This window comes from Pseudomonas sp. BF-R-01 (assembly GCF_019946615.1).
Taxonomy (GTDB): Bacteria; Pseudomonadota; Gammaproteobacteria; order Pseudomonadales; family Pseudomonadaceae; genus Aquipseudomonas; species Aquipseudomonas migulae.
In genome coordinates, this window is record NZ_JAGYFX010000018.1 from 20,484 (window position 1) to 41,089 (window position 20,606).

The 20,606-nt window shown below is 62.3% G+C and carries 22 protein-coding genes; 15 read left to right on the forward strand and 7 right to left on the reverse strand.

Going from position 1 to position 20,606, the window contains the following annotated elements; genetic code table 11:
• Positions 1-127: 127 nt before the first annotated feature.
• From KGB27_RS09655 to KGB27_RS09720, 14 genes are read left to right on the forward strand one after another with little or no spacing between them, the layout of a single operon-like run.
• Positions 128-862, forward strand: coding sequence for a glycosyltransferase family 2 protein (locus KGB27_RS09655; RefSeq protein ID WP_008025129.1), 735 nt, complete (start codon positions 128-130; stop codon positions 860-862).
• Complete coding sequence (locus tag KGB27_RS09660) at positions 859-1,806, forward strand: glycosyl transferase (RefSeq protein WP_192226881.1); 948 nt, start codon at positions 859-861, stop codon at positions 1,804-1,806. Before KGB27_RS09655 ends, KGB27_RS09660 begins: the two co-directional genes overlap by 4 nt.
• Positions 1,787-3,331: a histidine ammonia-lyase gene (gene hutH / locus KGB27_RS09665; RefSeq protein WP_008039899.1), complete on the forward strand. Its 1,545-nt coding sequence runs from the start codon at positions 1,787-1,789 to the stop codon at positions 3,329-3,331. The genes KGB27_RS09660 and hutH overlap by 20 nt, the downstream gene beginning before the upstream one ends.
• Positions 3,324-3,749 carry an acyl-CoA thioesterase gene (locus KGB27_RS09670; RefSeq protein ID WP_223554162.1) on the forward strand — a complete coding sequence of 142 codons (426 nt, stop codon included), beginning with the start codon at positions 3,324-3,326 and terminating at the stop codon, positions 3,747-3,749. The genes hutH and KGB27_RS09670 overlap by 8 nt, the downstream gene beginning before the upstream one ends.
• Positions 3,746-4,450: an outer membrane lipoprotein carrier protein LolA gene (locus tag KGB27_RS09675; protein ID WP_207284693.1), complete on the forward strand. Its 705-nt coding sequence runs from the start codon at positions 3,746-3,748 to the stop codon at positions 4,448-4,450. The genes KGB27_RS09670 and KGB27_RS09675 overlap by 4 nt, the downstream gene beginning before the upstream one ends.
• Positions 4,434-6,773, forward strand: a complete 2,340-nt coding sequence (locus tag KGB27_RS09680) for an MMPL family transporter (RefSeq protein WP_223554164.1) — start codon at positions 4,434-4,436, stop codon at positions 6,771-6,773. The genes KGB27_RS09675 and KGB27_RS09680 overlap by 17 nt, the downstream gene beginning before the upstream one ends.
• Positions 6,773-7,930 carry a sodium:proton antiporter gene (locus KGB27_RS09685; RefSeq protein ID WP_223554210.1) on the forward strand — a complete coding sequence of 386 codons (1,158 nt, stop codon included), beginning with the start codon at positions 6,773-6,775 and terminating at the stop codon, positions 7,928-7,930. The genes KGB27_RS09680 and KGB27_RS09685 overlap by 1 nt, the downstream gene beginning before the upstream one ends.
• The gene (locus KGB27_RS09690) at positions 7,917-9,164 is read left to right on the forward strand and encodes an NAD(P)/FAD-dependent oxidoreductase (RefSeq protein WP_192226876.1); all 1,248 of its coding nucleotides are present in this window, start codon (positions 7,917-7,919) and stop codon (positions 9,162-9,164) included. The genes KGB27_RS09685 and KGB27_RS09690 overlap by 14 nt, the downstream gene beginning before the upstream one ends.
• Positions 9,161-9,886, forward strand: coding sequence for a class I SAM-dependent methyltransferase (locus KGB27_RS09695; protein WP_223554166.1), 726 nt, complete (start codon positions 9,161-9,163; stop codon positions 9,884-9,886). The genes KGB27_RS09690 and KGB27_RS09695 overlap by 4 nt, the downstream gene beginning before the upstream one ends.
• A complete protein-coding gene (locus KGB27_RS09700; RefSeq protein WP_223554168.1) occupies positions 9,886-10,506 on the forward strand; it encodes a hypothetical protein in 621 nt (206 codons plus the stop codon). Before KGB27_RS09695 ends, KGB27_RS09700 begins: the two co-directional genes overlap by 1 nt.
• Positions 10,503-11,699 (forward strand): beta-ketoacyl-[acyl-carrier-protein] synthase family protein, encoded by a 1,197-nt coding sequence (locus KGB27_RS09705; protein WP_223554170.1) that lies wholly within the window; start codon positions 10,503-10,505, stop codon positions 11,697-11,699. Before KGB27_RS09700 ends, KGB27_RS09705 begins: the two co-directional genes overlap by 4 nt.
• Entirely contained in the window at positions 11,696-12,184 is a 489-nt protein-coding gene (locus KGB27_RS09710; protein WP_008039908.1) for a hotdog family protein, read from the forward strand. The genes KGB27_RS09705 and KGB27_RS09710 overlap by 4 nt, the downstream gene beginning before the upstream one ends.
• Complete coding sequence (gene fabG / locus KGB27_RS09715) at positions 12,181-12,909, forward strand: 3-oxoacyl-ACP reductase FabG (protein WP_008039909.1); 729 nt, start codon at positions 12,181-12,183, stop codon at positions 12,907-12,909. Before KGB27_RS09710 ends, fabG begins: the two co-directional genes overlap by 4 nt.
• Entirely contained in the window at positions 12,909-14,135 is a 1,227-nt protein-coding gene (locus tag KGB27_RS09720; protein WP_008039910.1) for a beta-ketoacyl-ACP synthase, read from the forward strand. Before fabG ends, KGB27_RS09720 begins: the two co-directional genes overlap by 1 nt.
• A 416-nt stretch (positions 14,136-14,551) precedes the next feature.
• On the opposite strand, the gene KGB27_RS09725 is transcribed toward KGB27_RS09720, so the two are convergent.
• Positions 14,552-15,454 (reverse strand): LysR family transcriptional regulator, encoded by a 903-nt coding sequence (locus KGB27_RS09725; protein WP_223554173.1) that lies wholly within the window; start codon positions 15,452-15,454, stop codon positions 14,552-14,554.
• Between the two features lie 167 nt (positions 15,455-15,621).
• Between KGB27_RS09725 and KGB27_RS09730 the strand changes: the two genes are divergently transcribed.
• On the forward strand, positions 15,622-16,854 hold the full coding sequence (locus KGB27_RS09730) for an MFS transporter (RefSeq protein ID WP_225609813.1): 1,233 nt from the start codon (positions 15,622-15,624) through the stop codon (positions 16,852-16,854).
• Here KGB27_RS09730 and gspM read toward each other — a convergent pair.
• The 6 genes from gspM to gspH are packed head-to-tail and all read right to left on the reverse strand — an operon-like array spanning position 16,847 to position 20,604.
• A complete protein-coding gene (gene gspM / locus KGB27_RS09735; RefSeq protein ID WP_223554175.1) occupies positions 16,847-17,278 on the reverse strand; it encodes a type II secretion system protein GspM in 432 nt (143 codons plus the stop codon). The genes KGB27_RS09730 and gspM overlap by 8 nt on opposite strands.
• Complete coding sequence (gene gspL / locus KGB27_RS09740) at positions 17,275-18,381, reverse strand: type II secretion system protein GspL (protein WP_223554177.1); 1,107 nt, start codon at positions 18,379-18,381, stop codon at positions 17,275-17,277. Before gspL ends, gspM begins: the two co-directional genes overlap by 4 nt.
• A complete protein-coding gene (locus KGB27_RS09745; protein WP_223554179.1) occupies positions 18,378-19,229 on the reverse strand; it encodes a type II secretion system protein GspK in 852 nt (283 codons plus the stop codon). The genes gspL and KGB27_RS09745 overlap by 4 nt, the downstream gene beginning before the upstream one ends.
• Positions 19,226-19,768 (reverse strand): type II secretion system protein GspJ, encoded by a 543-nt coding sequence (locus KGB27_RS09750; RefSeq protein WP_223554181.1) that lies wholly within the window; start codon positions 19,766-19,768, stop codon positions 19,226-19,228. The genes KGB27_RS09745 and KGB27_RS09750 overlap by 4 nt, the downstream gene beginning before the upstream one ends.
• On the reverse strand, positions 19,761-20,144 hold the full coding sequence (gene gspI / locus KGB27_RS09755) for a type II secretion system minor pseudopilin GspI (RefSeq protein ID WP_223554183.1): 384 nt from the start codon (positions 20,142-20,144) through the stop codon (positions 19,761-19,763). The genes KGB27_RS09750 and gspI overlap by 8 nt, the downstream gene beginning before the upstream one ends.
• Positions 20,137-20,604, reverse strand: coding sequence for a type II secretion system minor pseudopilin GspH (gene gspH / locus KGB27_RS09760; protein ID WP_223554186.1), 468 nt, complete (start codon positions 20,602-20,604; stop codon positions 20,137-20,139). Before gspH ends, gspI begins: the two co-directional genes overlap by 8 nt.
• Positions 20,605-20,606: the final 2 nt, after the last annotated feature.

Below are 20,606 nucleotides of genomic sequence, written 5' to 3' on the forward strand. Positions count from 1 at the left end.
TTTGGTGAGTGCTGCGCACTCAATCGCGAGCAGGCTCGCTCCCACAAGGGGCCGTTTTGCACAATTCCAATGTGGGAGCGAGCCTGCTCGCGATGGAATCAACGCGGTCTCCCAGGTGTACGCCAACATGCATAACCCCTGCGCCGTCGTGCCCGTCTACAACCACGAAACCGCCATCACCACGGTGGTCGACGCCCTGATTACCTGCGGCCTGCCGTGCATTCTGGTGGACGATGCCAGCAGCCCGGCCTGCGCAAAAGTGCTCGATCGCCTGGCTGAGCGCGAGATGGTCTACCTGATCCGCCTCGCCGCCAACCAGGGCAAGGGCGGCGCTGTCATGACCGGTCTGCGCGAAGCCTCACGCCTGGGCTTCAGCCACGCCTTGCAGGTGGACGCCGACGGTCAACACGACCTGCAAGACGTCGCGACGTTCATCGAGCACTCACGCACCCATCCACGCGAAGTGATCTGCGGCTATCCGCAATACGACGCCAGTGTGCCGAAAGGTCGGTTGTACGCCCGCTACCTGACGCACGTGATGGTGTGGATCAACACCTTGTCGTTGCAGATTCGCGACTCCATGTGCGGTTTCCGCGTCTATCCATTGTCACCGACCCTCGCCGTGATCGAATCGGCCAAAGTCGGCAAGCGCATGGACTTCGACTCGGACATTCTGGTGCGCCTGTCCTGGCGCAATCAGCCGATGCAGTGGTTGCCTACTAAGGTGCATTACCCGCTGGACGGCGTCTCGCATTTCCGCATGTTCCACGACAATGTGCTGATTTCGAGCATGCACACCCGGTTGTTCTTCGGCATGTTGCTGCGGGCGCCGGTGATTCTCTGGCGGCGGTGGCGAGCATGAGCAGCAACGTCGACAAAAAGCATTGGGCCGACCGCGAAGAGCGCGGCAGTTTCTGGCTGATGAAGCTCACTGCGTTCGGTGCCAAAGTCCTTGGCCGCCGACTGTTGAGCCCGCTGTTGTACGGCATCGTTCTGTACTTTTTCCTGTTCGGTCGCAGCGCCCGCCGCAGTGCCTGGCAATACCAGCAACGCCTCGCCGACTGGAGCGCTCGCACTGAATTGCGCCCGACCCATTGGCGGGTATTCGGTCAGTTCATGGCCTTCGCTGATTCGATGCTCGACAAACTCGACGTGTGGAACGGCAAGCTGAGCATCGAGCAAATCGAAATCGTCGACCCGGCGCTGTTGCGCAATCAGTTGCGTGGCAGCCGCGGGCAACTGCTGGTGGGCGCACACCTGGGCAATCTCGAGGTCTGCCGCGCGCTGGCGGAGATCGGCGAAAAGGTCACGATGAACGTGCTGGTGCACACCAAGCACGCCGAGCAGTTCAATCGTCTGCTGGGCGAGGCCGGGGCCACCAATCTGCGGTTGATTCAGGTCAGTGAACTGGACCCGGTGATCATGCTGCAACTGCACGAGCGCCTGGAGCGCGGCGAATGGCTGGCGATTGCCGGTGATCGCGTGCCGTTGCACGGCGGTCGCAGCGTGACTGTGGATTTCCTTGGCCATCCGGCAAAGTTTCCGCAGGGGCCATGGTTGTTGGCCGGTCTGTTGAAATGCCCGGTCAACCTGATGCTGTGCCTGAAGAAACCCGACGGCGATTATCGACTGACCCTCGAACCGTTCGCCGATGCGATCACCTGGAAGCGCAGCGACCGCGAGCAGGTCATTCATCAGTGGGCGACCCGCTACGCCGAGCGCCTGGGCCACTATTGCCTCGAAGCACCTCAACAATGGTTCAACTTTTACCCTTTCTGGAAGACCGATGACGACGCCAACGCTTGAGCCGGTAACCTTCGGCGAACTCCCTTTGCGCATCGAAGACGTGCTGGCCCTGGCCAACCGTCAGGTGCCGACGCAGTTGCAGGCTGACCCTGCGTACCGCGAGCGCATCGCCAAGGGCGCACGATTCCTCGATTCCCTGCTGGACAAGGAAGGCGTGATTTATGGCGTGACCACCGGTTACGGCGATTCCTGCGTGGTCGCGGTGCCACTGCATCACGTCGAAGCGTTGCCGCGTCATCTGTACACGTTCCACGGTTGCGGCCTGGGCAAACTGCTCGACGCCCAAGCCACCCGCGCGGTGCTGGCTGCACGCTTGCAGTCGCTGTGCCACGGCGTGTCGGGGGTTCGCATTGAGCTGCTGGAACGCCTGCAAGCATTCCTTGAACACGACATTTTGCCGCTGATCCCGGAAGAAGGTTCAGTGGGCGCCAGCGGTGATCTGACGCCGCTGTCCTATGTCGCGGCGACCTTGTCCGGCGAGCGCGAAGTGATGTTCCGTGGCGAACGCCGCCAGGCCGCCGATGTGCACCGCGAACTCGGTTGGGAGCCGCTGGTGCTGCGCCCCAAAGAAGCCCTCGCGCTGATGAACGGCACCGCCGTCATGACCGGCCTCGCTTGCCTGGCCTATGCCCGCGCCGATTACCTGCTGCAACTGGCAACGCGCATCACCGCGCTGAACGTGGTCGCGCTGCAAGGCAATCCCGAGCACTTCGACGAGCGCCTGTTCGCCACCAAACCGCATCCGGGGCAAATGCAGGTCGCCGCGTGGCTGCGCAAGGACCTGGCGATCGACGCGCCGACCGCGCCGCTGCATCGCCTGCAAGACCGCTATTCCCTGCGCTGCGCGCCGCACGTGCTCGGCGTCTTGGCCGACAGCCTGAACTGGCTGCGTTCGTTCATCGAGATCGAACTCAACAGCGCCAACGACAACCCGATCATCGATGCCGAAGCCGAGCGCGTGCTGCACGGCGGGCATTTCTACGGCGGCCACATCGCGTTCGCCATGGACAGCCTGAAAAACCTGGTGGCCAACGTGGCCGACCTGCTCGACCGTCAACTCGCGTTGCTGGTGGACGAGCGTTACAACCATGGCTTGCCGAGCAACCTTTCCGGCGCCACGGCAGATCGAGCGATGCTCAACCACGGCTTCAAAGCCGTGCAGATCGGCACCAGCGCCTGGACCGCCGAGGCGCTGAAAAACACCATGCCGGCCAGCGTGTTTTCACGCTCCACCGAATGCCACAACCAGGACAAGGTGAGCATGGGCACCATCGCTGCCCGCGATGCCATTCGTGTGCTGGAGCTGACCGAACAGGTCGCCGCTGCCACACTGCTCGCCGCCAATCAAGGCGTGTGGCTGCGCAGCAAGGCCGAGGACGCGCGCCCGTTGCCGCCGGCCCTTGCTGCCATGCATGAAGAGCTGGCCAAGGACTTCCCGCCGGTCATCGAAGACCGCGCGCTGGAAGGCGAATTGCGCCTGTGCCTGAAACGGATTGCCGAGCAACACTGGAGGCTGCATGCGTAGCAAGGGAGTGCTTCACACTGATACGGAAATCCTCGTGCCGTTCTTTGACGTCGACAGCATGAACGTGGTCTGGCACGGCCAATACGTCAAATACCTGGAAATCGCCCGTTGTGCGCTGCTGGATAAAATCGGCCACAACTACACGGCCATGTCCGAGTCGGGCTATGCCTGGCCGGTGATCGACCTGCAATTGCGCTATGTGCGTGGTGCCGTGTTTGGCCAAAAGCTGAACGTGCGCGCCAATCTGGTGGAGTGGGAGAACCGGCTGAAGATCAACTACCTGATCAGCGACCTGGAAACCGGCGAACGCTTGACCCGCGCCGTCTCGGTGCAGGTCGCAGTCGACATGAGCAGCCGTGAGATGCAATTGGCCTCACCCAAAATCTTCACCGACGCCGTCGCAAGGGCCCTGTCATGATTTTCTGCCACCCCCGCTCCCCTGTGGGAGCCGGCTTGCCGGCGATGCTCGTTAACGATGACGCGGGACACCTGACACTCCGCGGCGCTCTCAGGTTTTTCGCGAGCAAGCTCGCTCCTACAGTGTTGTGCCTGTTGCTGGGCATTCCAGGCCTGGCCCATGCCTTCGATCTGCAACAGCTCAGCGATCAACTGGCCAAACCCGATGTGATCCACGGCCACTTCATCCAGGAAAAACACCTGCGCGCCCTGCCCCAGCCGCTGACCAGCAAAGGCACCTTCGTTCTCGCAAAAAACCACGGCCTGCTGTGGTTGCTGAAAACGCCGCTGCAACAGGATTACCGCATCACCGGCAAAGGCATTGCGCGACGTGACGCCAGCGGCTGGCAAATGCTGCCCGGCAAGAGTGCCGGCGCCGAGCAGAACCGCTTGTTCCTCGCCGTGCTGCAAGGCGACAGCAGCGGGCTGCAACGGGACTTCGAACTGTCGCTGAGCGGTGAGGCGCAGAACTGGAAACTGACGCTGACCCCGCGCTCGCTGCTGCTCAAGCAGGTGTTCAATCAGATCAACATCACCGGCGGCGAATTGGTGAACACCATCGAACTGCTGGAAACCCAGGGTGACAGCACCTTGCTGCGCATGCAGGACAGCACCAGCACCCAACCGTTGAGCGACGCGGAGCAACATGACTTTGCCGAGTGAACGTACGCTTCCACGGCTGTTTCTGATCCTGCTGCTGGCGGTGCTCGCGCTCGCCGGTTGGCAATGGCGGGACGGCGCGCCGCTGTCGGCCAACCTGATGGAACTGGTGCCGGGCACGGCGCCGGACGCGCTGGAACTGCGCGCCGAACAACGCATGCAAGAACCGCTGAACCGCGAAATGCTGGTGCTGGTCGGTCACACCGATCGCCAGCAAGCCGTCGCCATGGCGCAGAAACTGGGCGAGCAATGGCAGGCCAGCGGTTTGTTCGAAAAGGTCCAGTGGACCCTGCAAGCCGACTTGCCGGCGCTGCGCACGCAACTGCTGCAAGGCCGGTTGGCGATGCTCTCGGCTGCGGATCGCCAGCAATTGATCGAGCATCCCGACGCGTTCATCCAGCAACGGGTGCAGGCATTGTTCGACCCATTCACCGGTTTCAGCCTGGTGCCGAGCCAGGATGACTGGCTGGGCCTGACCGGGCGCATCCAGAACAGCCAGCCGCAACACGGTTCGGTGCAACTGGACATCGGCAGCGGCGCACTGGTCGCCGATGCCGATGGCAAGAGCTGGGTGTTACTGCGGGCGCGCACCACCGGCAATGCTTTCGACATGAACCTGCCGCTGCAAGTGGCCGATCTGCTCAAACACAGCCGTGAAGATGCGGCCCAGGCTGACGTGCAACTGCTGGCCGCCAGCGGCTTGCTCTACGCGGCCAACGGGCAGCGGCAAGCCTCACGCGAGATAACCTGGGTCGGCGGTGGTGCCACCGTCGGCATTCTGTTGCTGTTGTTGCTGGCCTTCCGCCGTTTGCGCGTATTGCTGGCGTTCGTCCCGGTGCTGGTGGGCATGCTGTTTGGCGCGGTGGCGTGCGTGGCGCTGTTCGGCCATATGCATGTGATGACGCTGGTGCTCGGCTCCAGCCTGATCGGCGTCGCGGTCGATTACCCGCTGCACTATTTGTCCAAGAGCTGGAGCCTGAAACCCTGGCACAGCTGGCCGGCGTTGCGCCTGACCTTGCCGGGGCTGACGCTGAGCCTGATCACCAGTTGCATCGGTTACCTCGCGCTGGCCTGGACCCCGTTCCCGGCCCTGACCCAGATCGCCGTGTTCTCCGCCGCCGGCCTGCTCGGCGCCTACCTGTCTGCGGTGTGCCTGTTGCCTGCGCTGCTCAAGGGTTCGGATTTGCGCCCGGCGCAATGGCCATTGCGCGTCGCCGAGTATTTGCTGGCACTGCGCGAAAGGCTGTTGAAAATCGCCCGTACGCCCGTGCTGCTGGTGCTGCTGATTGCCTTCTGCGTGGGCGGTCTGTTGCAGCTCGATACCAAAAACGATATTCGCCAATGGGTCGGCGCACCGCAGCAATTGACCGACGAAGCCCAGACTATTGCGCGCATCACCGGCTACCAACCCACCAGCCAGTTCTTCCTGGTGCGAGCGGCCAATCAACAAGCATTGCTCGAACGCCAAACCGCGTTGAGCGAGCGTCTGGATCAGTTGGTCAATCTGAACAAACTTCAAGGCTATCTGTCGCTGAACCAACTGGTCAGCCAGCCCAGCGAGCAACGGCAAGTGCGCGAAGCGCTGAACAAGTTGCCGGCGTTCTGGCAACCGCTGCTCGACGTCGGCGTGCCCGTCGAAGCACTGAAAACCGAATTGGCGAAGTTGCAGGCACTGCCGGTTGAAGACATCGACAGCGCACTGACCGGTCCGCTGGCCGAACCCTATCGCACGCTATGGCTGGGCCCGACCGAAGACGGCGTGGCGGCGATGGTCAGCCTGCAAGGCCTGAACAACCCTGCACTGCTGCGGGTACAGGCGCTGGACTTGCCGGGGGTGGAACTGGTGGATCGTCTGGGCGAATTGAATAACGTGTTCGCCAAAACCCAGATCAGCGCTGCGGAACTGAAACTCGCCTCCTGCGTGCTGATCGTATTGGTGCTGATCCTGCCGTTCGGCCTTGGCGGCGCCTTGCGCATCGTCGCCCTGCCGTTGCTGGCGGCGCTGTGCAGCCTCGCCAGTCTCGGCTGGCTCGGACAGCCGCTGACGTTGTTCAGCCTGTTCGGCCTGCTGCTGGTGACGGCGATCAGCGTCGATTACGCGATCCTCATGCGCGAACAGGTCGGCGGCGCCGCCGTCAGCCTGCTGGGCACCTTGCTGGCGGCGTTGACCACATGGCTGTCGTTCGGATTGCTGGCCGTGTCCAGCACGCCAGCGGTGAGCAACTTCGGGTTGTCGGTGAGCCTCGGCCTGGCGTTCAGCTTCATCCTCGCGCCGTGGGCCGGACGGCACGTGCAAGCGGCCACGGTCGCGGAGTCGGCAGCGTGATGGTCGTGTTGTTCTGGGCAATGGCCCTGGCGCTGTTCGCCGTGGCCACGCGTGTCGGGCGCCACTTCGGTTTGATCCCGATCGTCAGCCAATTGTTGCTGGCCACCGTCGGTTTGCCGCTGCTGATGTACTTCTGGATCGAACCTCAATGGCACTTGAGCGGCGCAACGCTGGTCGCTCCGATCTGGCTGAAAAACCTCTACAGCCTGAGTTTCGCGCTATTGCTGGGCTACATCCTCAGCGACGTGATCGACCTGCGCCTGGACCGCCAGAGCCTGAAAATCGCCCTGCCGAGTTTCTGCATTCCGTTCGCCGGCGGGCTCGCGACAGCGATCTGGCTGCTGCCGCCACAACCGTGGATCAGCTCTTTGGCGGTCGGCCTGCTGTTCGCCATTACCGCGATTCCGGTGTTGTACCTGTACCTTCGGCATATCGATTACCCGGTCGCCGCGACCCGGCGCCTGGTGCAAACCGCGATCCTCATCGACCTCACGTGCTGGACCGTGTTCGCCATCGCCCAAGGCAGCCTGCACCTGAGCAGTTTGCTGCTGCCCTTGGTCTGCGCATGTGTGCCCTTGCTGCTGCGGGTACTCGGCTTGCGCCAGGCACGGCTCTACAGCGGGTGTTTCTTCGCGTTGCTGGTGGTGGCCGAGCACTACAAGCTCAATGCGCTGATTGTCGGCATCGGTTACTTGTTGTGCATGGCCGCGCTGAAGGTGCCGCTGGTGCTGCCAATGCCGGCGGCGTGGATGAATCGCCTGCAGACCTGGATCGCGATCCCGTTGATCCTGACGTTCGGCATCGTGCAGATCAACGTCCACAGCGCCATGGACAGCCTGAGCTGGGCGCAACTGGCTGCGCTGCTGCTGTTCCCGATTGCCAGCAAACTGCTGGGCAACTGGCTGGGACTTGGCTGGGCCGGCGCTTCGTTTGCGGGCGCCAGCCGCTGGCGCGAAAGTGTGCTGCTCAATATTCGCGGCTTGAGCGAGATCGTCTTTCTCAACCTGCTGCTGCAACAACAGCTCATCAGCCCGCCGCTGTACTTTGCGCTGATGCTGATGGGTCTTATCGCGACATTGCTGCCGGCATTGGCCGGCATGCACCGAATCCCTTTGAAAGCTGCCGTCCCGGCAAGGAGCCCCCATGCCAATCGTTGAAATGGAACGTCGTCAGGTAGTGATCATCGGCGCCGGTCCATCGGGCGCCATCGCCGCCGCGCTGCTCAAGCGCAAGGGCCACGATGTGTTAGTGATCGAACGCCAGCATTTCCCACGGTTCTCCATCGGCGAAAGCCTGCTGTCGCACTGCCTGGATTTCGTCGAAGAAGCCGGCATGCTCGAAGCGGTCAATGCGGCTGGTTTCCAGCTGAAAACCGGTGCGGCGTTCGCCTGGGGCGAGCAGTACAGCGCCTTCGATTTCGGTGACACCTTCAGCAACGGCAAGCCGACCACGTTTCAAGTCCAGCGCGCCGATTTCGACAAACTGCTGGCCGATCAGGCCGCGCTGCAAGGCGCGGAAATCCGCTATGGCGAAGCGATCGTCAGCGTCGATATCGAGCGGGAAAAACCGCTGCTCGGCGTGCAGCGCGAGGATGGCAGCGAGTACCGCGTCGAGGCTGATTTCATGCTCGATGCCAGCGGCTACGGCCGCGTCCTGCCGCGCCTGCTCGACCTTGAGGCACCCTCGAATTTCCCGGTGCGCCAGGCGGTATTCACCCACGTCGAAGACCACATCGACCACCCGGGTTTCGACCGCACGAAAATCCTCGTCACCACGCATCCAACCAAACGCGATGTCTGGTTCTGGACCATCCCGTTCAGCAACGGCCGCTGCTCGGTGGGCGTGGTCGCGGCGGCGGAGCATTTTGCCGGTCGTGCCGATAATCTGGACGATTGCCTGCGCGGTTTCATTGCCGAGACGCCAAGCCTCTCCGGCGTGTTGAACAACGCGGTGTGGGATACGCCGGCGCGCACCATCGGCGGCTACTCGGCCAACGTCAAAACCCTGCACGGCCCGGGTTTTGCGCTGCTGGGCAACGCGGCGGAGTTTCTTGACCCGGTGTTCTCCTCCGGCGTGACCATCGCCATGCGTTCGGCGAGCATGGCCGCCGGTGTTCTGCATCGCCAACTGCAAGGTGAACGTGTCGACTGGCAAACCGAGTTCGCCACACCGCTCAAGCGCGGCGTCGACACCTTCCGCTGCTACGTTGAAGGCTGGTATGCCGGGACGTTCCAGGACGTGATTTTCCATCCGGACAGCTCGCCGGACATCCGCCGCATGATCAGTTCGATCCTCGCCGGTTACGCCTGGGATGAACGCAATCCGTTCGTCGCCGAACCGAAACGCCGGCTGCGGATGCTGTCGGAACTCTGTGCAAGGGATGCCACATGAGCTACTTGAGCGACAACTACGTCGAGGAGACACGCTTCGGGTTCTGGTTCCTGCGTAGCCACACCTGGCAGCACCATGTGCTGCGTGTGGCGATCAATGACCTGCGCAGCCTGTTCAGCGAACCGTTGCCCGCCCATCCGGTGTTGCTGGATGCCGGTTGCGGCCAGGGCAAGTCGTTCCAGTACCTGCGCCAGACCTTTGCGCCACAGCGCCTGATCGGTGTAGACGCCGACCCGCACAGCCTCGACCTGAGCGGTGCAGAAGCCACCCGTCAGGGCATGGACGTGGAGTTGATCGGCAGCGACTGCGCCACGCTGGCCGTGCCGGATGCCAGCGTCGACCTGTTGTTCTGTCACCAGACCTTCCATCATCTGGTGGAACAGGACAAAGCGCTCGCCGAGTTCTACCGTGTGCTCAAGCCCGGTGGTTATCTGCTGTTCGCCGAATCCACCGAGGCTTACATTGATACCTGGGTGATCCGCTGGTTGTTCCGCCATCCGATGCACGTGCAGAAGAGCGCCGCCGGGTACCTTGAAATGATTCGTCGCCAGGGTTTCGAATTTGCCCCGCACAACGTGTCATATCCTTACTTGTGGTGGAGTCGCGCCAAGGATTTCGGCCTGCTTGAACGCTGGGGTCTGCGCCAGCCAAAACCCTTCGGCCAACGGGAAGAAACCCTGGTCAATGTGGTGGCGCGCAAACCGCTTGAAGGTGCTGTGTGATGTCTAGTGCAACTCAAAACTGTAGGAGTGACGGTGCGACGATTCGACCTGCTCGCGATAGCGGTGTGTCAGTCAGCATAAATGTCGACTGTATGGCCGCCATCGCGAGCAGGCTCACTCCCACAGGGTATGCGGCGGTGTTGAGATTTTTGCTCATTGGCGCGGTCCTGCTGATCAGCGCCTGCGCCAGCAAGGCACCGCTGCCCGAGCAAACCCCGAGTCTGCCGTTGCCGCAGCAATTGCACATCCAGCGTCTGGCGGACGGCCAGCGTCAGGACTGGGTACTGGTGATTGCGCGTGAAGGCCCGGGCATTCGCTGGTCGATGATGGACCTGCTGGGCATTCCACAGGCGCGTCAAAAACTGATCGACGGTCAATGGCAAGCAGACGGCCTGTTGCCGCCCAACCCGGAAGCCCGTGAGCTGTTCGCGGCGTTGGTGTTTGCGCTGACGCCCAAGGATGAATTGCGCGGCAACTACCCAACGGCCTGGCAGCATGGCGCACAACGCTCCCTGCCCGAGTACTGGGAAGTCCGTTATTCACAACCGATGAGCTTTGAATTGAACCTGCCCAAAGGTCCGACGTACCAAGTCACGCCCCTGTCCGGTGAGACACCATGACCGCCTACCTCAACGCCCTCGGGGTGATCTGCGCCCTGGGCCGCGACAAGCACGAAGTCGCGCGCAACCTGTTTGCCGGCGATTGCTCCGGCATGCGCAGCGAGTCTGGCTGGGTGCCGGAACGTTCGTTGCCGGTGGCCGCAGTGCGCGGTGATCTGGCGCCGATCCCGGCGGAACTGGTAAAGCAAAGCACCCGCAACAATCAGTTGTTGCTGGAAGCGGCGCTGCAAATCCGCGGCGATATCGATCAGGCGATCCAGACCTACGGCCGCGACCGCATCGGCGTGATCCTCGGCACCAGCACGTCCGGCATCGATGAAGCCAGTCGCGGCCTGGCCCATTACATCCGCGAACATCAGTTCCCGGACTATTACGACTATCAGCAACAGGAACTCGGCGCGCCGGCGAATTTCCTTGCCGACTGGCTGCAACTCAGCGGCCCGGCCTATGTGATTTCCACCGCCTGCACCTCCAGCGCCCGGGCGCTGATGAGTGCCCAGCGCCTGCTGGACCTGGGCCTGTGCGACGCGGTGTTGTGCGGCGGCGTCGACAGTTTGTGCAAACTGACCCTCAACGGCTTCTCGGCGTTGGAGGCGGTGTCCGAACAACGTTGCAATCCGTTCTCGGTCAACCGCAACGGCATCAACATCGGTGAAGCGGCGGTACTCTTCCTGATGACCAAAGTGGCTGGCGATAAACAATCGATTGCACTGCTCGGCAGTGGCGCCAGCTCAGATGCGCACCACATTTCCGCGCCGGAACCGACCGGCCGTGGCGCCCTGCAAGCGATGCGCAAGGCCCTGGGCCGCGCAAACCTGCAACCCGAACAGATCGGCTACCTGAACCTGCACGGCACCGCCACGCAACACAATGACGCGATGGAAAGCCTCGCGGTGTCGGCCTTGTTCCCGGCCGGCGTGCCGTGTTCTTCGACCAAACCGATGACCGGTCACACCCTCGGCGCGGCCGGCGCGCTGGAAGCGGCGTTCTGCTGGCTGAGCCTGAGCGCTGACAACCAAACACACACGTTGCCGCCACATGTCTGGGACGGCCAGCCTGACCCGCAATTGCCAGCCCTGAATTGGGTGACCCCGGCCGATCGCCTGGCGTCCATTGCACCTCGCTACCTGATGAGCAACTCCTTTGCCTTCGGTGGCAATAACGTCAGCCTGATTATCGGAGACGCCCCATGATTGACTGGCCGCTCGCCGAACTGCTGCCGCACGCTGGCGACATGATCCTCATCGATCAGATCCTCGCGTTCGATGACGAGCAGATCCACACCCGCCTCACCGTCAAGCCCGATGGCCTGTTCAACCGTCCCGACGGCAGCCTGCCGGCGTGGGTCGGCATCGAACTGATGGCCCAGAGCGTCGCCGCCTTCGCCGGCTGCCATGCGCGCCAGCGAGGCGATGCGGTGGAGCTGGGCTTCCTGCTCGGCACCCGCAAATTCGAATGCAATGTCGACCACTTTCCCGCCGGCACCGAGCTGACTATCCATGGGCTGCGTTCGCTGGAAGACGACAACGGCATGGGCGTGTTCGAATGCCACATCAACGCCCCCGGCATTCACGCTACCGCCCGTCTGAACGTGTTTCGCCCGCCGCAAGCTGCTCAATATCTTCATGAAACCCCACAAAGCTCTTCACAAGGCTTTTCACAAGGAACGCAGGCATGACTGAATCCGTACTGGTCACCGGTTCCAGCCGTGGCATCGGCCGCGCTATCGCGTTGCGTCTGGCTCAGGCCGGGCATGACATCGTGCTGCATTGCCGCAGCGGCCTGGTTGACGCCGAAGGGGTGAAGGCCGAAATCGAAGCCTTGGGCCGCAACGCACGCATCCTGCAATTCGACGTGTCTGACCGCGCCAGTTGCAAAGCCATTCTCGAAGCCGACGTGGAAAGCCATGGCGCCTATTACGGCGTGGTGCTCAACGCCGGCCTGACGCGTGACGGTGCTTTTCCGGCGCTGAGCGAGGATGATTGGGATGTGGTGATGCGCACCAACCTCGACGGTTTCTACAACGTGCTGCACCCGGTGATGATGCCGATGATCCGTCGTCGCGCCGCCGGGCGAATCGTTTGCATCACCTCGGTTTCCGGTTTGATCGGCAATCGCGGGCAGGTAAATTACAGTGCCTCCAAGGCCGGTTTGATCGGCGCGGCAAAAGCGTTGGCGATTGAACTGGGCAAGCGCAAAATCACCGTCAATTGTGTCGCACCCGGCCTGATCGACACCGCCATGCTCGACGAAAACGTGCCAGTGGAAGAACTGATGAAAATGATTCCCGCACAGCGCATGGGCACCCCGGAAGAGGTGGCCGGCGCGGTGAATTTCCTGATGTCGGCGGAAGCGTCGTACATCACCCGGCAGGTTCTGGCCGTCAACGGAGGCCTGTGCTGATGAAGCGCGTCGTCGTCACCGGCATGGCCGGCATCACCTCACTGGGCAGCGACTGGGAAACCATCGCCGGCAACTTCGCAGCCAACCGCAGCGGCATCCGCCGCATGGACGAGTGGGACCGTTTCACCGAGCTCAACACGCGCCTGGCCGGGCCCATTGATGATTTCAAAGTGCCGAGCCACTGGACCCGCAAGCAACTGCGCAGCATGGGCCGCGTCTCGCGCCTGGCCGTCGGCGCGGCGGAACAGGCGTTGGCCGATGCCGGTTTGCTGGGTGACCCTTCGATCAAGGACGGGCGCATGGGCGTCGCGTGCGGCTCGTCCACCGGCAGCACCGACGAAATCAAGGCATTCGGCAACATGCTGCTCAACTCGGTGGCCGAAGGCCTGAACGCCAACTCCTACGTGCGCATGATGCCGCACACCACGGCGGCCAACATCAGCATCTTTTTCGGCCTCACCGGCCGACTGATCCCGACTTCCAGTGCTTGCACCAGCGGCAGTCAGGGCATCGGTTACGCCTACGAATCGATCAAGTTCGGCCGCTTGCCCTTGATGCTCGCCGGCGGCGCCGAAGAGCTGTGCCCCACCGAAGCCATGGTCTTCGACGCGCTCTACGCCACCAGCCTGAAAAACGACGCGCCGCAGACGTCGCCACGCCCTTACGACAGCGCTCGCGATGGCCTGGTGATCGGTGAAGGCGGCGGCATGCTGGTGCTGGAAGAGCTCGAACACGCGCTGGCACGCGGCGCACACATTCACGCCGAACTCGTCGGCTTCGGCAGCAACGCCGACGGCCAGCACACTACCCGTCCAGAGCAGGCCACCATGCGCCGCGCGATGGAGCTGGCCCTGGAAGATGCCGGTTTGCAGCCATCGGACATCGGCTACGTCAACGGTCACGGCACCGCGACCGAACAGGGCGACATCGCTGAAACACTGGCGACCAGCAGCCTGTTCGGCGAACACATGCCGATCAGTTCACAGAAGAGCTTCCTCGGCCACACCCTCGGCGCCTGCGGTGCACTGGAATCCTGGTTCAGCATCGAAATGATGAACCGCGATTTGTACGCGCACACCTTCAACCTCGATGAGGTCGATCCGCACTGCGGCAAGCTCGATTACCTGCGCGGCGAGTTTCGGCAGATGAGCAATCAGTATGTGATGAATAACAATTTTGCGTTTGGCGGCGTCAACACCTCGCTGATCTTCAAGCGCTGGTCGTAACGCAATCCCTTGTAGGAGCCGGCTTGCCGGCTCCTACAGGTTTGCGGGTGTGACGACGTTGTGGGGTCATTCAGCTCGTTAGAGACGTCTTAGGAAACGTCCCACAACTGCTACAGAAAGAATGCAAAACCTGTAGGAGCCGGCTTGCTGGCGATAGCGGTGGATCATTCAACATCGATGTCGCCTGATAGTCCGCTATCGCCGGCAAGCCGGCTCCTACAGGTTTAGGGGTGTGACGATGTTGTGGGGTCATTCAGCTCGTTAGAGATGTCTTAGGAAACGTCCCACAACTACTACTGAAAAAATGCAAAACCTGTAGGAGCCGGCTTGCTGGCGATAGCGGTGGATCAGTCGACATCGATGCCAACTGACAATCCGCGATCGCCAGCAAGCCGGCTCCTACAGGTTTGTGTCGTTCATGACTTGAGGGGTTCGACCTTGAGTGTCAGCAGGTCCACAAACGCCTTGGCCATGGGGGATTTCTGATCCTTGCGCTGCACCAGCCACACCGCCGAAACCGCTGCAGGGTCGAGCAGGGGTCGGTACACAACGCCATCAATCCGCATCCGCTGATAAGACGCCGGCAGCACCGACACGCCGAGCCCCGCAGCCACCAACCCGATAATGGTCATCGCCTCACCCGCCTCTTGCGCGAAGTGCGGGCTGAAACCGGCGTCCCGCGCCAGGCTGAGCAATTGTGCGTACAGACCACTGCCGTAACTGCGTGGGAAAAATACGAACGGTTCGAGGGCCAATGCTGACAGGAATAATCCCTCTTCACTGTCCTGCACCAGCGGATGCTTCGAACTGAGCACGGCCACCAGCGGCTCGCGCATCAACTCCACCACGCTGAGCGAATCCGGCAAACCCAACGGCCGCATGATCCCGACCTCGATCGACTCGTCCACCAGCGCCTCGGCGACCTGGGTGCTGCTCATTTCCCGCAGGTTCAGGTGCACCGCCGGGAACCGCTGGCGGAATGAAAAAATCGCCTGGGGAATGGTCGAGTTGAATGGCGCCGATGAAGTGAATCCGATCTTCAACTCCCCCAGCTCACCCAACTGCGCCCGCCGCGCCACATCCGCCGCCTTGTCGACCTGCGCCAGCACCAACCGGGCTTCTTCCAGAAACAATCGCCCGGCCTCACTGAGCTCGACCCGACGATTGGTTCGCTCGAACAATCGCGCACCGACTTCCTGTTCCAGCGCCTGAATCTGCTGGCTCAGCGGCGGTTGCGAGATGCCCAGCACCTGGGCGGCGCGGCCGAAGTGCAGTTCTTCGGCGACGGCAATGAAGTAGCGCAGGTGACGCAATTCCATGAAAACTCCATTAGGTCGTAAAACCTCTCAAACAGGTCGAACAATATATTGGATTGAATCATTAGGCAGCTATATGCTTTTTTCATTGCCTGACCGGCTGCGTTCCCCCGAGGTCTGAAGTGAAAACTGCTGTCGCCCCACTCGCCCATGAAGTTCCGCCCGCCGCGCTGGACGATGCCGTCTCTGAACTGAAGGAGATCTACATCGAAAAGGGCACGCCGATGTTCATGCGCACGGTACTGGCGCTGTTCTCCGGCGGCTTTGCGACCTTCGCGCTGCTGTATTGCGTGCAACCGATGATGCCGCTGCTGTCCCACGAATATTCGATCAACGCGGCGCAGAGCAGCCTGATTCTGTCGGTGGCCACGGCCATGCTCGCTATCGGCCTGCTGATCACCGGGCCGATCTCCGACCGGGTCGGGCGCAAACCGGTGATGGTGGCGGCGCTGTTTGCCGCGGCGCTGTGCACCATCGCCAGTTCCATGATGCCGAGCTGGCACGGCGTGCTGGTGATGCGTGCGTTGATCGGGTTGTCGTTGAGTGGCCTGGCGGCGGTCGCCATGACCTACCTGAGCGAAGAGATCCACCCGCAACACATCGGCCTGGCGATGGGCCTGTACATCGGTGGCAACGCGATTGGCGGGATGTGCGGGCGCTTGATTACCGGGGTGTTGATCGACTTCGTCAGCTGGCACACGGCGATGCTGGTGATCGGCGGCCTGGCGCTGATCGCGGCGGCGGTGTTCTGGAAAATTCTTCCCGAATCGCGCAACTTCCGCGCCCGTTCGCTGCACCCGCGCAGCCTGCTCGACGGTTTCACCATGCACTTTCGCGACGCCGGTTTGCCGCTGTTGTTCCTAGAAGCGTTTGTGCTGATGGGCGCGTTCGTCACGCTCTTCAACTACATCGGCTATCGCCTGCTGGCCGAGCCGTACCACATGGACCAGGCCTTTGTCGGGCTGCTGTCGGTGGTGTACCTGTCGGGCATCTACAGCTCGGCGAAAATCGGTTCGCTGGCCGACAAACTCGGACGCCGCAAAATGCTCTGGTCGACCATCGTGCTGATGCTCGCCGGTCTCGCCCTGACCATGCTCACGCCGCTGCCCGTGGTGATCATCGGCATGCTGATTTTCACCTTCGGCTTCTTCGGTGCGCACTCGGTGGCCAGCAGCTGGATCGGCCGCCGCGCCACAAAGGCCAAGGGTCAGGCATCGTCGTTGTACTTGTTCAGTTACTACGCCGGGTCGAGCATTGCCGGTACGGCGGGCGGTGTGTTCTGGCACCTCGGCGGGTGGAACGGGATTGGCGTGTTTATCGGTGCGCTGCTGGTGGTGGCGTTGCTGGTTGCGTTGAAACTGGCCCGCCTGCCGCTGCTGCCGGGGAACGGTTCGACTACCTGAGCACCACCCGCGCCTCAAGCACCGCATCGCGCTTTTCCAGGGTCAGCGATTGCAAGGCGACGCCGTCACGTTCGGTGCGGTCCAGCCATTGCAGCAACGCCTTCGCGTCGCCGCTGAGGGTCAGGCGCAACACGTCGTTGTCGGTGTCCATCTGATGGATCTCAAGCCCCGCTTCTGTGGCGCTTTCGCTGACACGCAGCGACAACGACTGATGGCTGACGACGGGCGGGGGGCTTCGCGGTTGTGCCCGTTGCAGTTGCGCAGACACGGCCAGTTGCTGTTGGTGCTGGCGTTCCATGGTTTCCAGGCGTTGGCGTGTCGGTTGCCAGATCAGGCTGAACGCCACGACAGCCAATAAAAATGCGCCCATGGCCAGCAACAGTCGTTGCTCGCGAAGGGACAGCCGTTGCCAGGCCGCTTTCATGCGCGGTCCTCCACTGTAAGGGTCGCCTGCACGCGGTCGCGCTCTTTGCTCGCACTGTCGAGCCGCAGTGGCACGCCTTGTTGTCGCCCGCGCTCGCGCAGTTGTTCCAGCTCGGCAAAGCTGTTGGCGCTCAGCTGGATTTTCCAGCCATCGCCGGCACGAAACTCAATACGCCGGACCTCGACATTGCTTGCGCCGATCACTTGCTCGACCAGCGTCACCAGCTCGGCGACGCGTGTGCGCTGCGGCTCGGCGGTCTGCTGTTGAAGCGTGTTGAGCTGCGTTGCCAGATCGACGATACGGCTCTGCTCGGGGTAAAGCGTCTTGAACCGTTGCTCGTTCTGGCTGTAGAGCCTGCGTGTTTCACTCTCCAGAAAATGGATTCGCGCAGCGCTGGCGCCCCAGGTCAGCAACAGCAACGTGAGGATCGTCAAACCGCCGAGGCGCCAGGGCAGACGTTTGTTGCGCAGGGCGAATTCGCCTTGCAGCAGATTGATGGCCTGCGCGGGACGGTGGGCCAGGTATTGATCGACATCCGTCGCACCCTGACGCTCGTCGACCCATTGAATCCCCGCGGGCAAGGCCGGTCCCAGCAACGTCAACCCGTCGTCCGTCAACGCCAGGCGGGCCGGCAGCCCTCCGCCAACCAGCCATCGACCGAACCACCAAACACCGAGTGCCTGATCCAGGGGCAAGACATCGGCATCGACGAACACCGAACGCACCTCGACGCCCTCTTCGGCCAATAACGCGAGCATCGCGGCAAACCGCTGACGGTCGATCACCATGACCGGATAACGCCCTTCCTGATCGCGAGCGCCGATGCTCAGGTGCAGCTTTTCCAACGCCTCGCTCAATTGATCTTCCACGGCAAACGCGACGGCTTGCGCGCCGGGCTGGCGTTTGGAAGGCCACGGATCGCTACGCACCCAACTGCACAACTCCATGGGCAGCAGCAGGTCCACCGCCTGCCCGTTCAGCACCTGTGCCGCTTGATTCAAGGGCATGGACTGGCGTTGCCGAGTCGAGGACCAGACGCAGCAAGGCCAGTCTGCCGACGGTTCGCCCAGGCCCTCGGCGGTCAGGTAAAGCCAGGTATTCATCGCGGCATCTCGTGGGCAGTCGAAGGAAGAAGGCGTCGTTGCAGGACGTTGAGTTGGTGGGTGTCGGCGTCGCGTTCGACCTCCGTGGCCAGCCGCAAACGGCGCTGTCCCTGAGTGACCTGCACCGTGATGCGGAACCAGCGGCTGCCGGTGCCAAGTCCATGACTGCTCAGGCCTGCACCGGAGAGCAGCGGGTCTTGCGTAAAGGCCTGTACGCTGGCCCATCCCGTCGTCGAAGCCTGACGAACCAGCGCCGCAGCCGTGGTCGCGTCCACGTCATCGAGCGTCCTCAGCACCAATGCCGGGGCCGTGTTGACGTTCAGCGTTGCGTGGCCGGGCAACATCGCCACCCAAGGCTCAAGTTGACGCAGCACATGAGCGTCAACCCCCGGCAGCAGGCGCAGTTGGCTCAGTTCTCGGAACGCTCCCACCTGAGCAAGTTGCAGCGGTGGGAGATCCAGCACGTCGAGCAAGCGCGCCCAGCGGTTGAGGGTGACTTGGTCGGTCTGCCCCTGAGTCAACAATGCGTTGAGATTGAAGCGCCCGGCGAGGTCCTCGATATCAACGCGGATCTGCGCACCTTCGACGTCGAAGTCGGGAGTCATCCGCGCCCAGTCCTGGGTCAGGTCGACGGTTTTTTGCGAGCCCTGCGCCGCGTCCCGCAAGCGCAAAAGCGCCCAGCTTTCCCCCGCAACGGCGAGTTGGCGCATTTGAATGTGCTGCAAGGCCTGGCCGCTGCTGTGTAGCGACAGGCGATGACTGCGCAGCAAGCCGCTGGTGATCAACAACGCCAGACTCATGACCAGCAACACGCTGATCAACGCGATGCCGCGTTGATGCCTCCTCATGGCAACGCGCCGGGCAACAGCAATACCCGACGAATCGCCTCGAAACGGCCCGTAGAGAATTGCACTTCCACCGCCATCGGCCGCTTCACGCCCCGCCCGGATGGCCAATCGCTGCGCCAACCGGACTGTGCGTCAAACACCCGCCAACTCAAGTCTCGAACATCGCCCAGCAGTTTTTGCCGCTGCACGATCGGCCCCCCCTCCCCCTGACTTTCACGCCACAGCGTGCCGTTATCGAGTCGATAGGTCAGCAACTGGCGCTCGCTGCGCGGCTGGTCCAAAGGGTTGCGCCAATGGCTGCGCTGCAACTGCAACACCGATTGCTGGAGCACGACAGGTTGATCGGTGGCGTGCAGCACATCCCGTTCGATCACCGCCACCGCCCGTTGCAGGCTTCGGAACTCACGCTCATGCGCCGTCGTCCCTCGTTGCACGCGCACCACGCCATCGAACAGCCCCCAACTGGCCAGGCCCAGCAACGCGAAGATCGCCATGGCGATGACCAGTTCCAGCAAAGTGAAACCGCTCTGCTTATTCATCACGATGAGGTATCCAGCCACTGGCGCGGTATACGGTTTGCTCGCGCCCGGAAAGGCTGACGTCAACATCGACCTTGAGCAGGCGCGGGTCGGACGAAACGCTGATGCGCTGGCGCAGCAACCAGTCGCGGCGATCCATCGACACGATCCGTTGTTGCTGGTCGAGGGGCCATCCGGTTTGCAGGCGCAGTTCATTCAGATGGTTGTCTGCCAGCCACGCGGCGAAGAGCCGTTCCTCGACCGCGCCGGTTTGCCTGAGCACGTATTGGCTCGCCGACAGCACGGCAGCCGCCAGCGTCGAAAAGATCGCCAGGGCCACCATGATTTCCAGCAAGGTGAAACCACGCATGCGTGAAGCAAACGGCCGGCTAGCCATCGATCACCACCTGGCCAAGGCCATCGCTGGACAGGCTGAGCCACGTCTTTTTGTCGCTGCCAAACGTCAGCGTAAAGACGCTGGTTTCATCGTTGCTGAACATCAGCAACTGAGGAGGTCCATCGTCGGCGCCAAGGGTTACCGGATGACCGTCCTGTTCAAGCCGTAGCCGCACGTTTTCGGGCCATCGATAAAAAGCCGCCAACGGTTCCCAGCCCTGAACATCGAGCCTCATCACCCGATAACCCTCGACACTCAGCCGCAGGCCGAACTCCTGGCCATCGAGCACTGCGCGTTCGCGCAACTGTTGAATCACGCCCACGATCCCGTGCCCTTCCTGCCGGGCCTGACTCGCCGGATTCGACCCGGTGGCGAAGCTCACCATGCCCAACAGCACGCCGATCAAAACAATCACGATCATCAGTTCGAGCAAGGTGAATCCCCGACAACGCTGGCGCATGA

What these genes read in the sequence shown, in the direction of transcription:
- KGB27_RS09670 (WP_223554162.1), top strand. Translation starts at nt 3,324, where the DNA reads ATGCGTAGCAAGGGAGTGCTTCACACTGATACGGAAATCCTCGTGCCG.
- KGB27_RS09655 (WP_008025129.1), top strand. Translation starts at nt 128, where the DNA reads ATGCATAACCCCTGCGCCGTCGTGCCCGTCTACAACCACGAAACCGCC.
- KGB27_RS09685 (WP_223554210.1), top strand. Translation starts at nt 6,773, where the DNA reads ATGGTCGTGTTGTTCTGGGCAATGGCCCTGGCGCTGTTCGCCGTGGCC.
- KGB27_RS09680 (WP_223554164.1), top strand. Translation starts at nt 4,434, where the DNA reads ATGACTTTGCCGAGTGAACGTACGCTTCCACGGCTGTTTCTGATCCTG.
- KGB27_RS09675 (WP_207284693.1), top strand. Translation starts at nt 3,746, where the DNA reads ATGATTTTCTGCCACCCCCGCTCCCCTGTGGGAGCCGGCTTGCCGGCG.
- gspL (WP_223554177.1), bottom strand. Translation starts at nt 18,381, where the DNA reads ATGAATACCTGGCTTTACCTGACCGCCGAGGGCCTGGGCGAACCGTCG.
- KGB27_RS09695 (WP_223554166.1), top strand. Translation starts at nt 9,161, where the DNA reads ATGAGCTACTTGAGCGACAACTACGTCGAGGAGACACGCTTCGGGTTC.
- hutH (WP_008039899.1), top strand. Translation starts at nt 1,787, where the DNA reads ATGACGACGCCAACGCTTGAGCCGGTAACCTTCGGCGAACTCCCTTTG.
- KGB27_RS09745 (WP_223554179.1), bottom strand. Translation starts at nt 19,229, where the DNA reads ATGAGGAGGCATCAACGCGGCATCGCGTTGATCAGCGTGTTGCTGGTC.
- KGB27_RS09660 (WP_192226881.1), top strand. Translation starts at nt 859, where the DNA reads ATGAGCAGCAACGTCGACAAAAAGCATTGGGCCGACCGCGAAGAGCGC.
- KGB27_RS09690 (WP_192226876.1), top strand. Translation starts at nt 7,917, where the DNA reads ATGCCAATCGTTGAAATGGAACGTCGTCAGGTAGTGATCATCGGCGCC.
- KGB27_RS09750 (WP_223554181.1), bottom strand. Translation starts at nt 19,768, where the DNA reads ATGAATAAGCAGAGCGGTTTCACTTTGCTGGAACTGGTCATCGCCATG.
- KGB27_RS09705 (WP_223554170.1), top strand. Translation starts at nt 10,503, where the DNA reads ATGACCGCCTACCTCAACGCCCTCGGGGTGATCTGCGCCCTGGGCCGC.
- KGB27_RS09710 (WP_008039908.1), top strand. Translation starts at nt 11,696, where the DNA reads ATGATTGACTGGCCGCTCGCCGAACTGCTGCCGCACGCTGGCGACATG.
- fabG (WP_008039909.1), top strand. Translation starts at nt 12,181, where the DNA reads ATGACTGAATCCGTACTGGTCACCGGTTCCAGCCGTGGCATCGGCCGC.
- gspM (WP_223554175.1), bottom strand. Translation starts at nt 17,278, where the DNA reads ATGAAAGCGGCCTGGCAACGGCTGTCCCTTCGCGAGCAACGACTGTTG.
- KGB27_RS09725 (WP_223554173.1), bottom strand. Translation starts at nt 15,454, where the DNA reads ATGGAATTGCGTCACCTGCGCTACTTCATTGCCGTCGCCGAAGAACTG.
- gspH (WP_223554186.1), bottom strand. Translation starts at nt 20,604, where the DNA reads ATGCGCCAGCGTTGTCGGGGATTCACCTTGCTCGAACTGATGATCGTG.
- KGB27_RS09720 (WP_008039910.1), top strand. Translation starts at nt 12,909, where the DNA reads ATGAAGCGCGTCGTCGTCACCGGCATGGCCGGCATCACCTCACTGGGC.
- gspI (WP_223554183.1), bottom strand. Translation starts at nt 20,144, where the DNA reads ATGGCTAGCCGGCCGTTTGCTTCACGCATGCGTGGTTTCACCTTGCTG.
- KGB27_RS09700 (WP_223554168.1), top strand. Translation starts at nt 9,886, where the DNA reads ATGTCTAGTGCAACTCAAAACTGTAGGAGTGACGGTGCGACGATTCGA.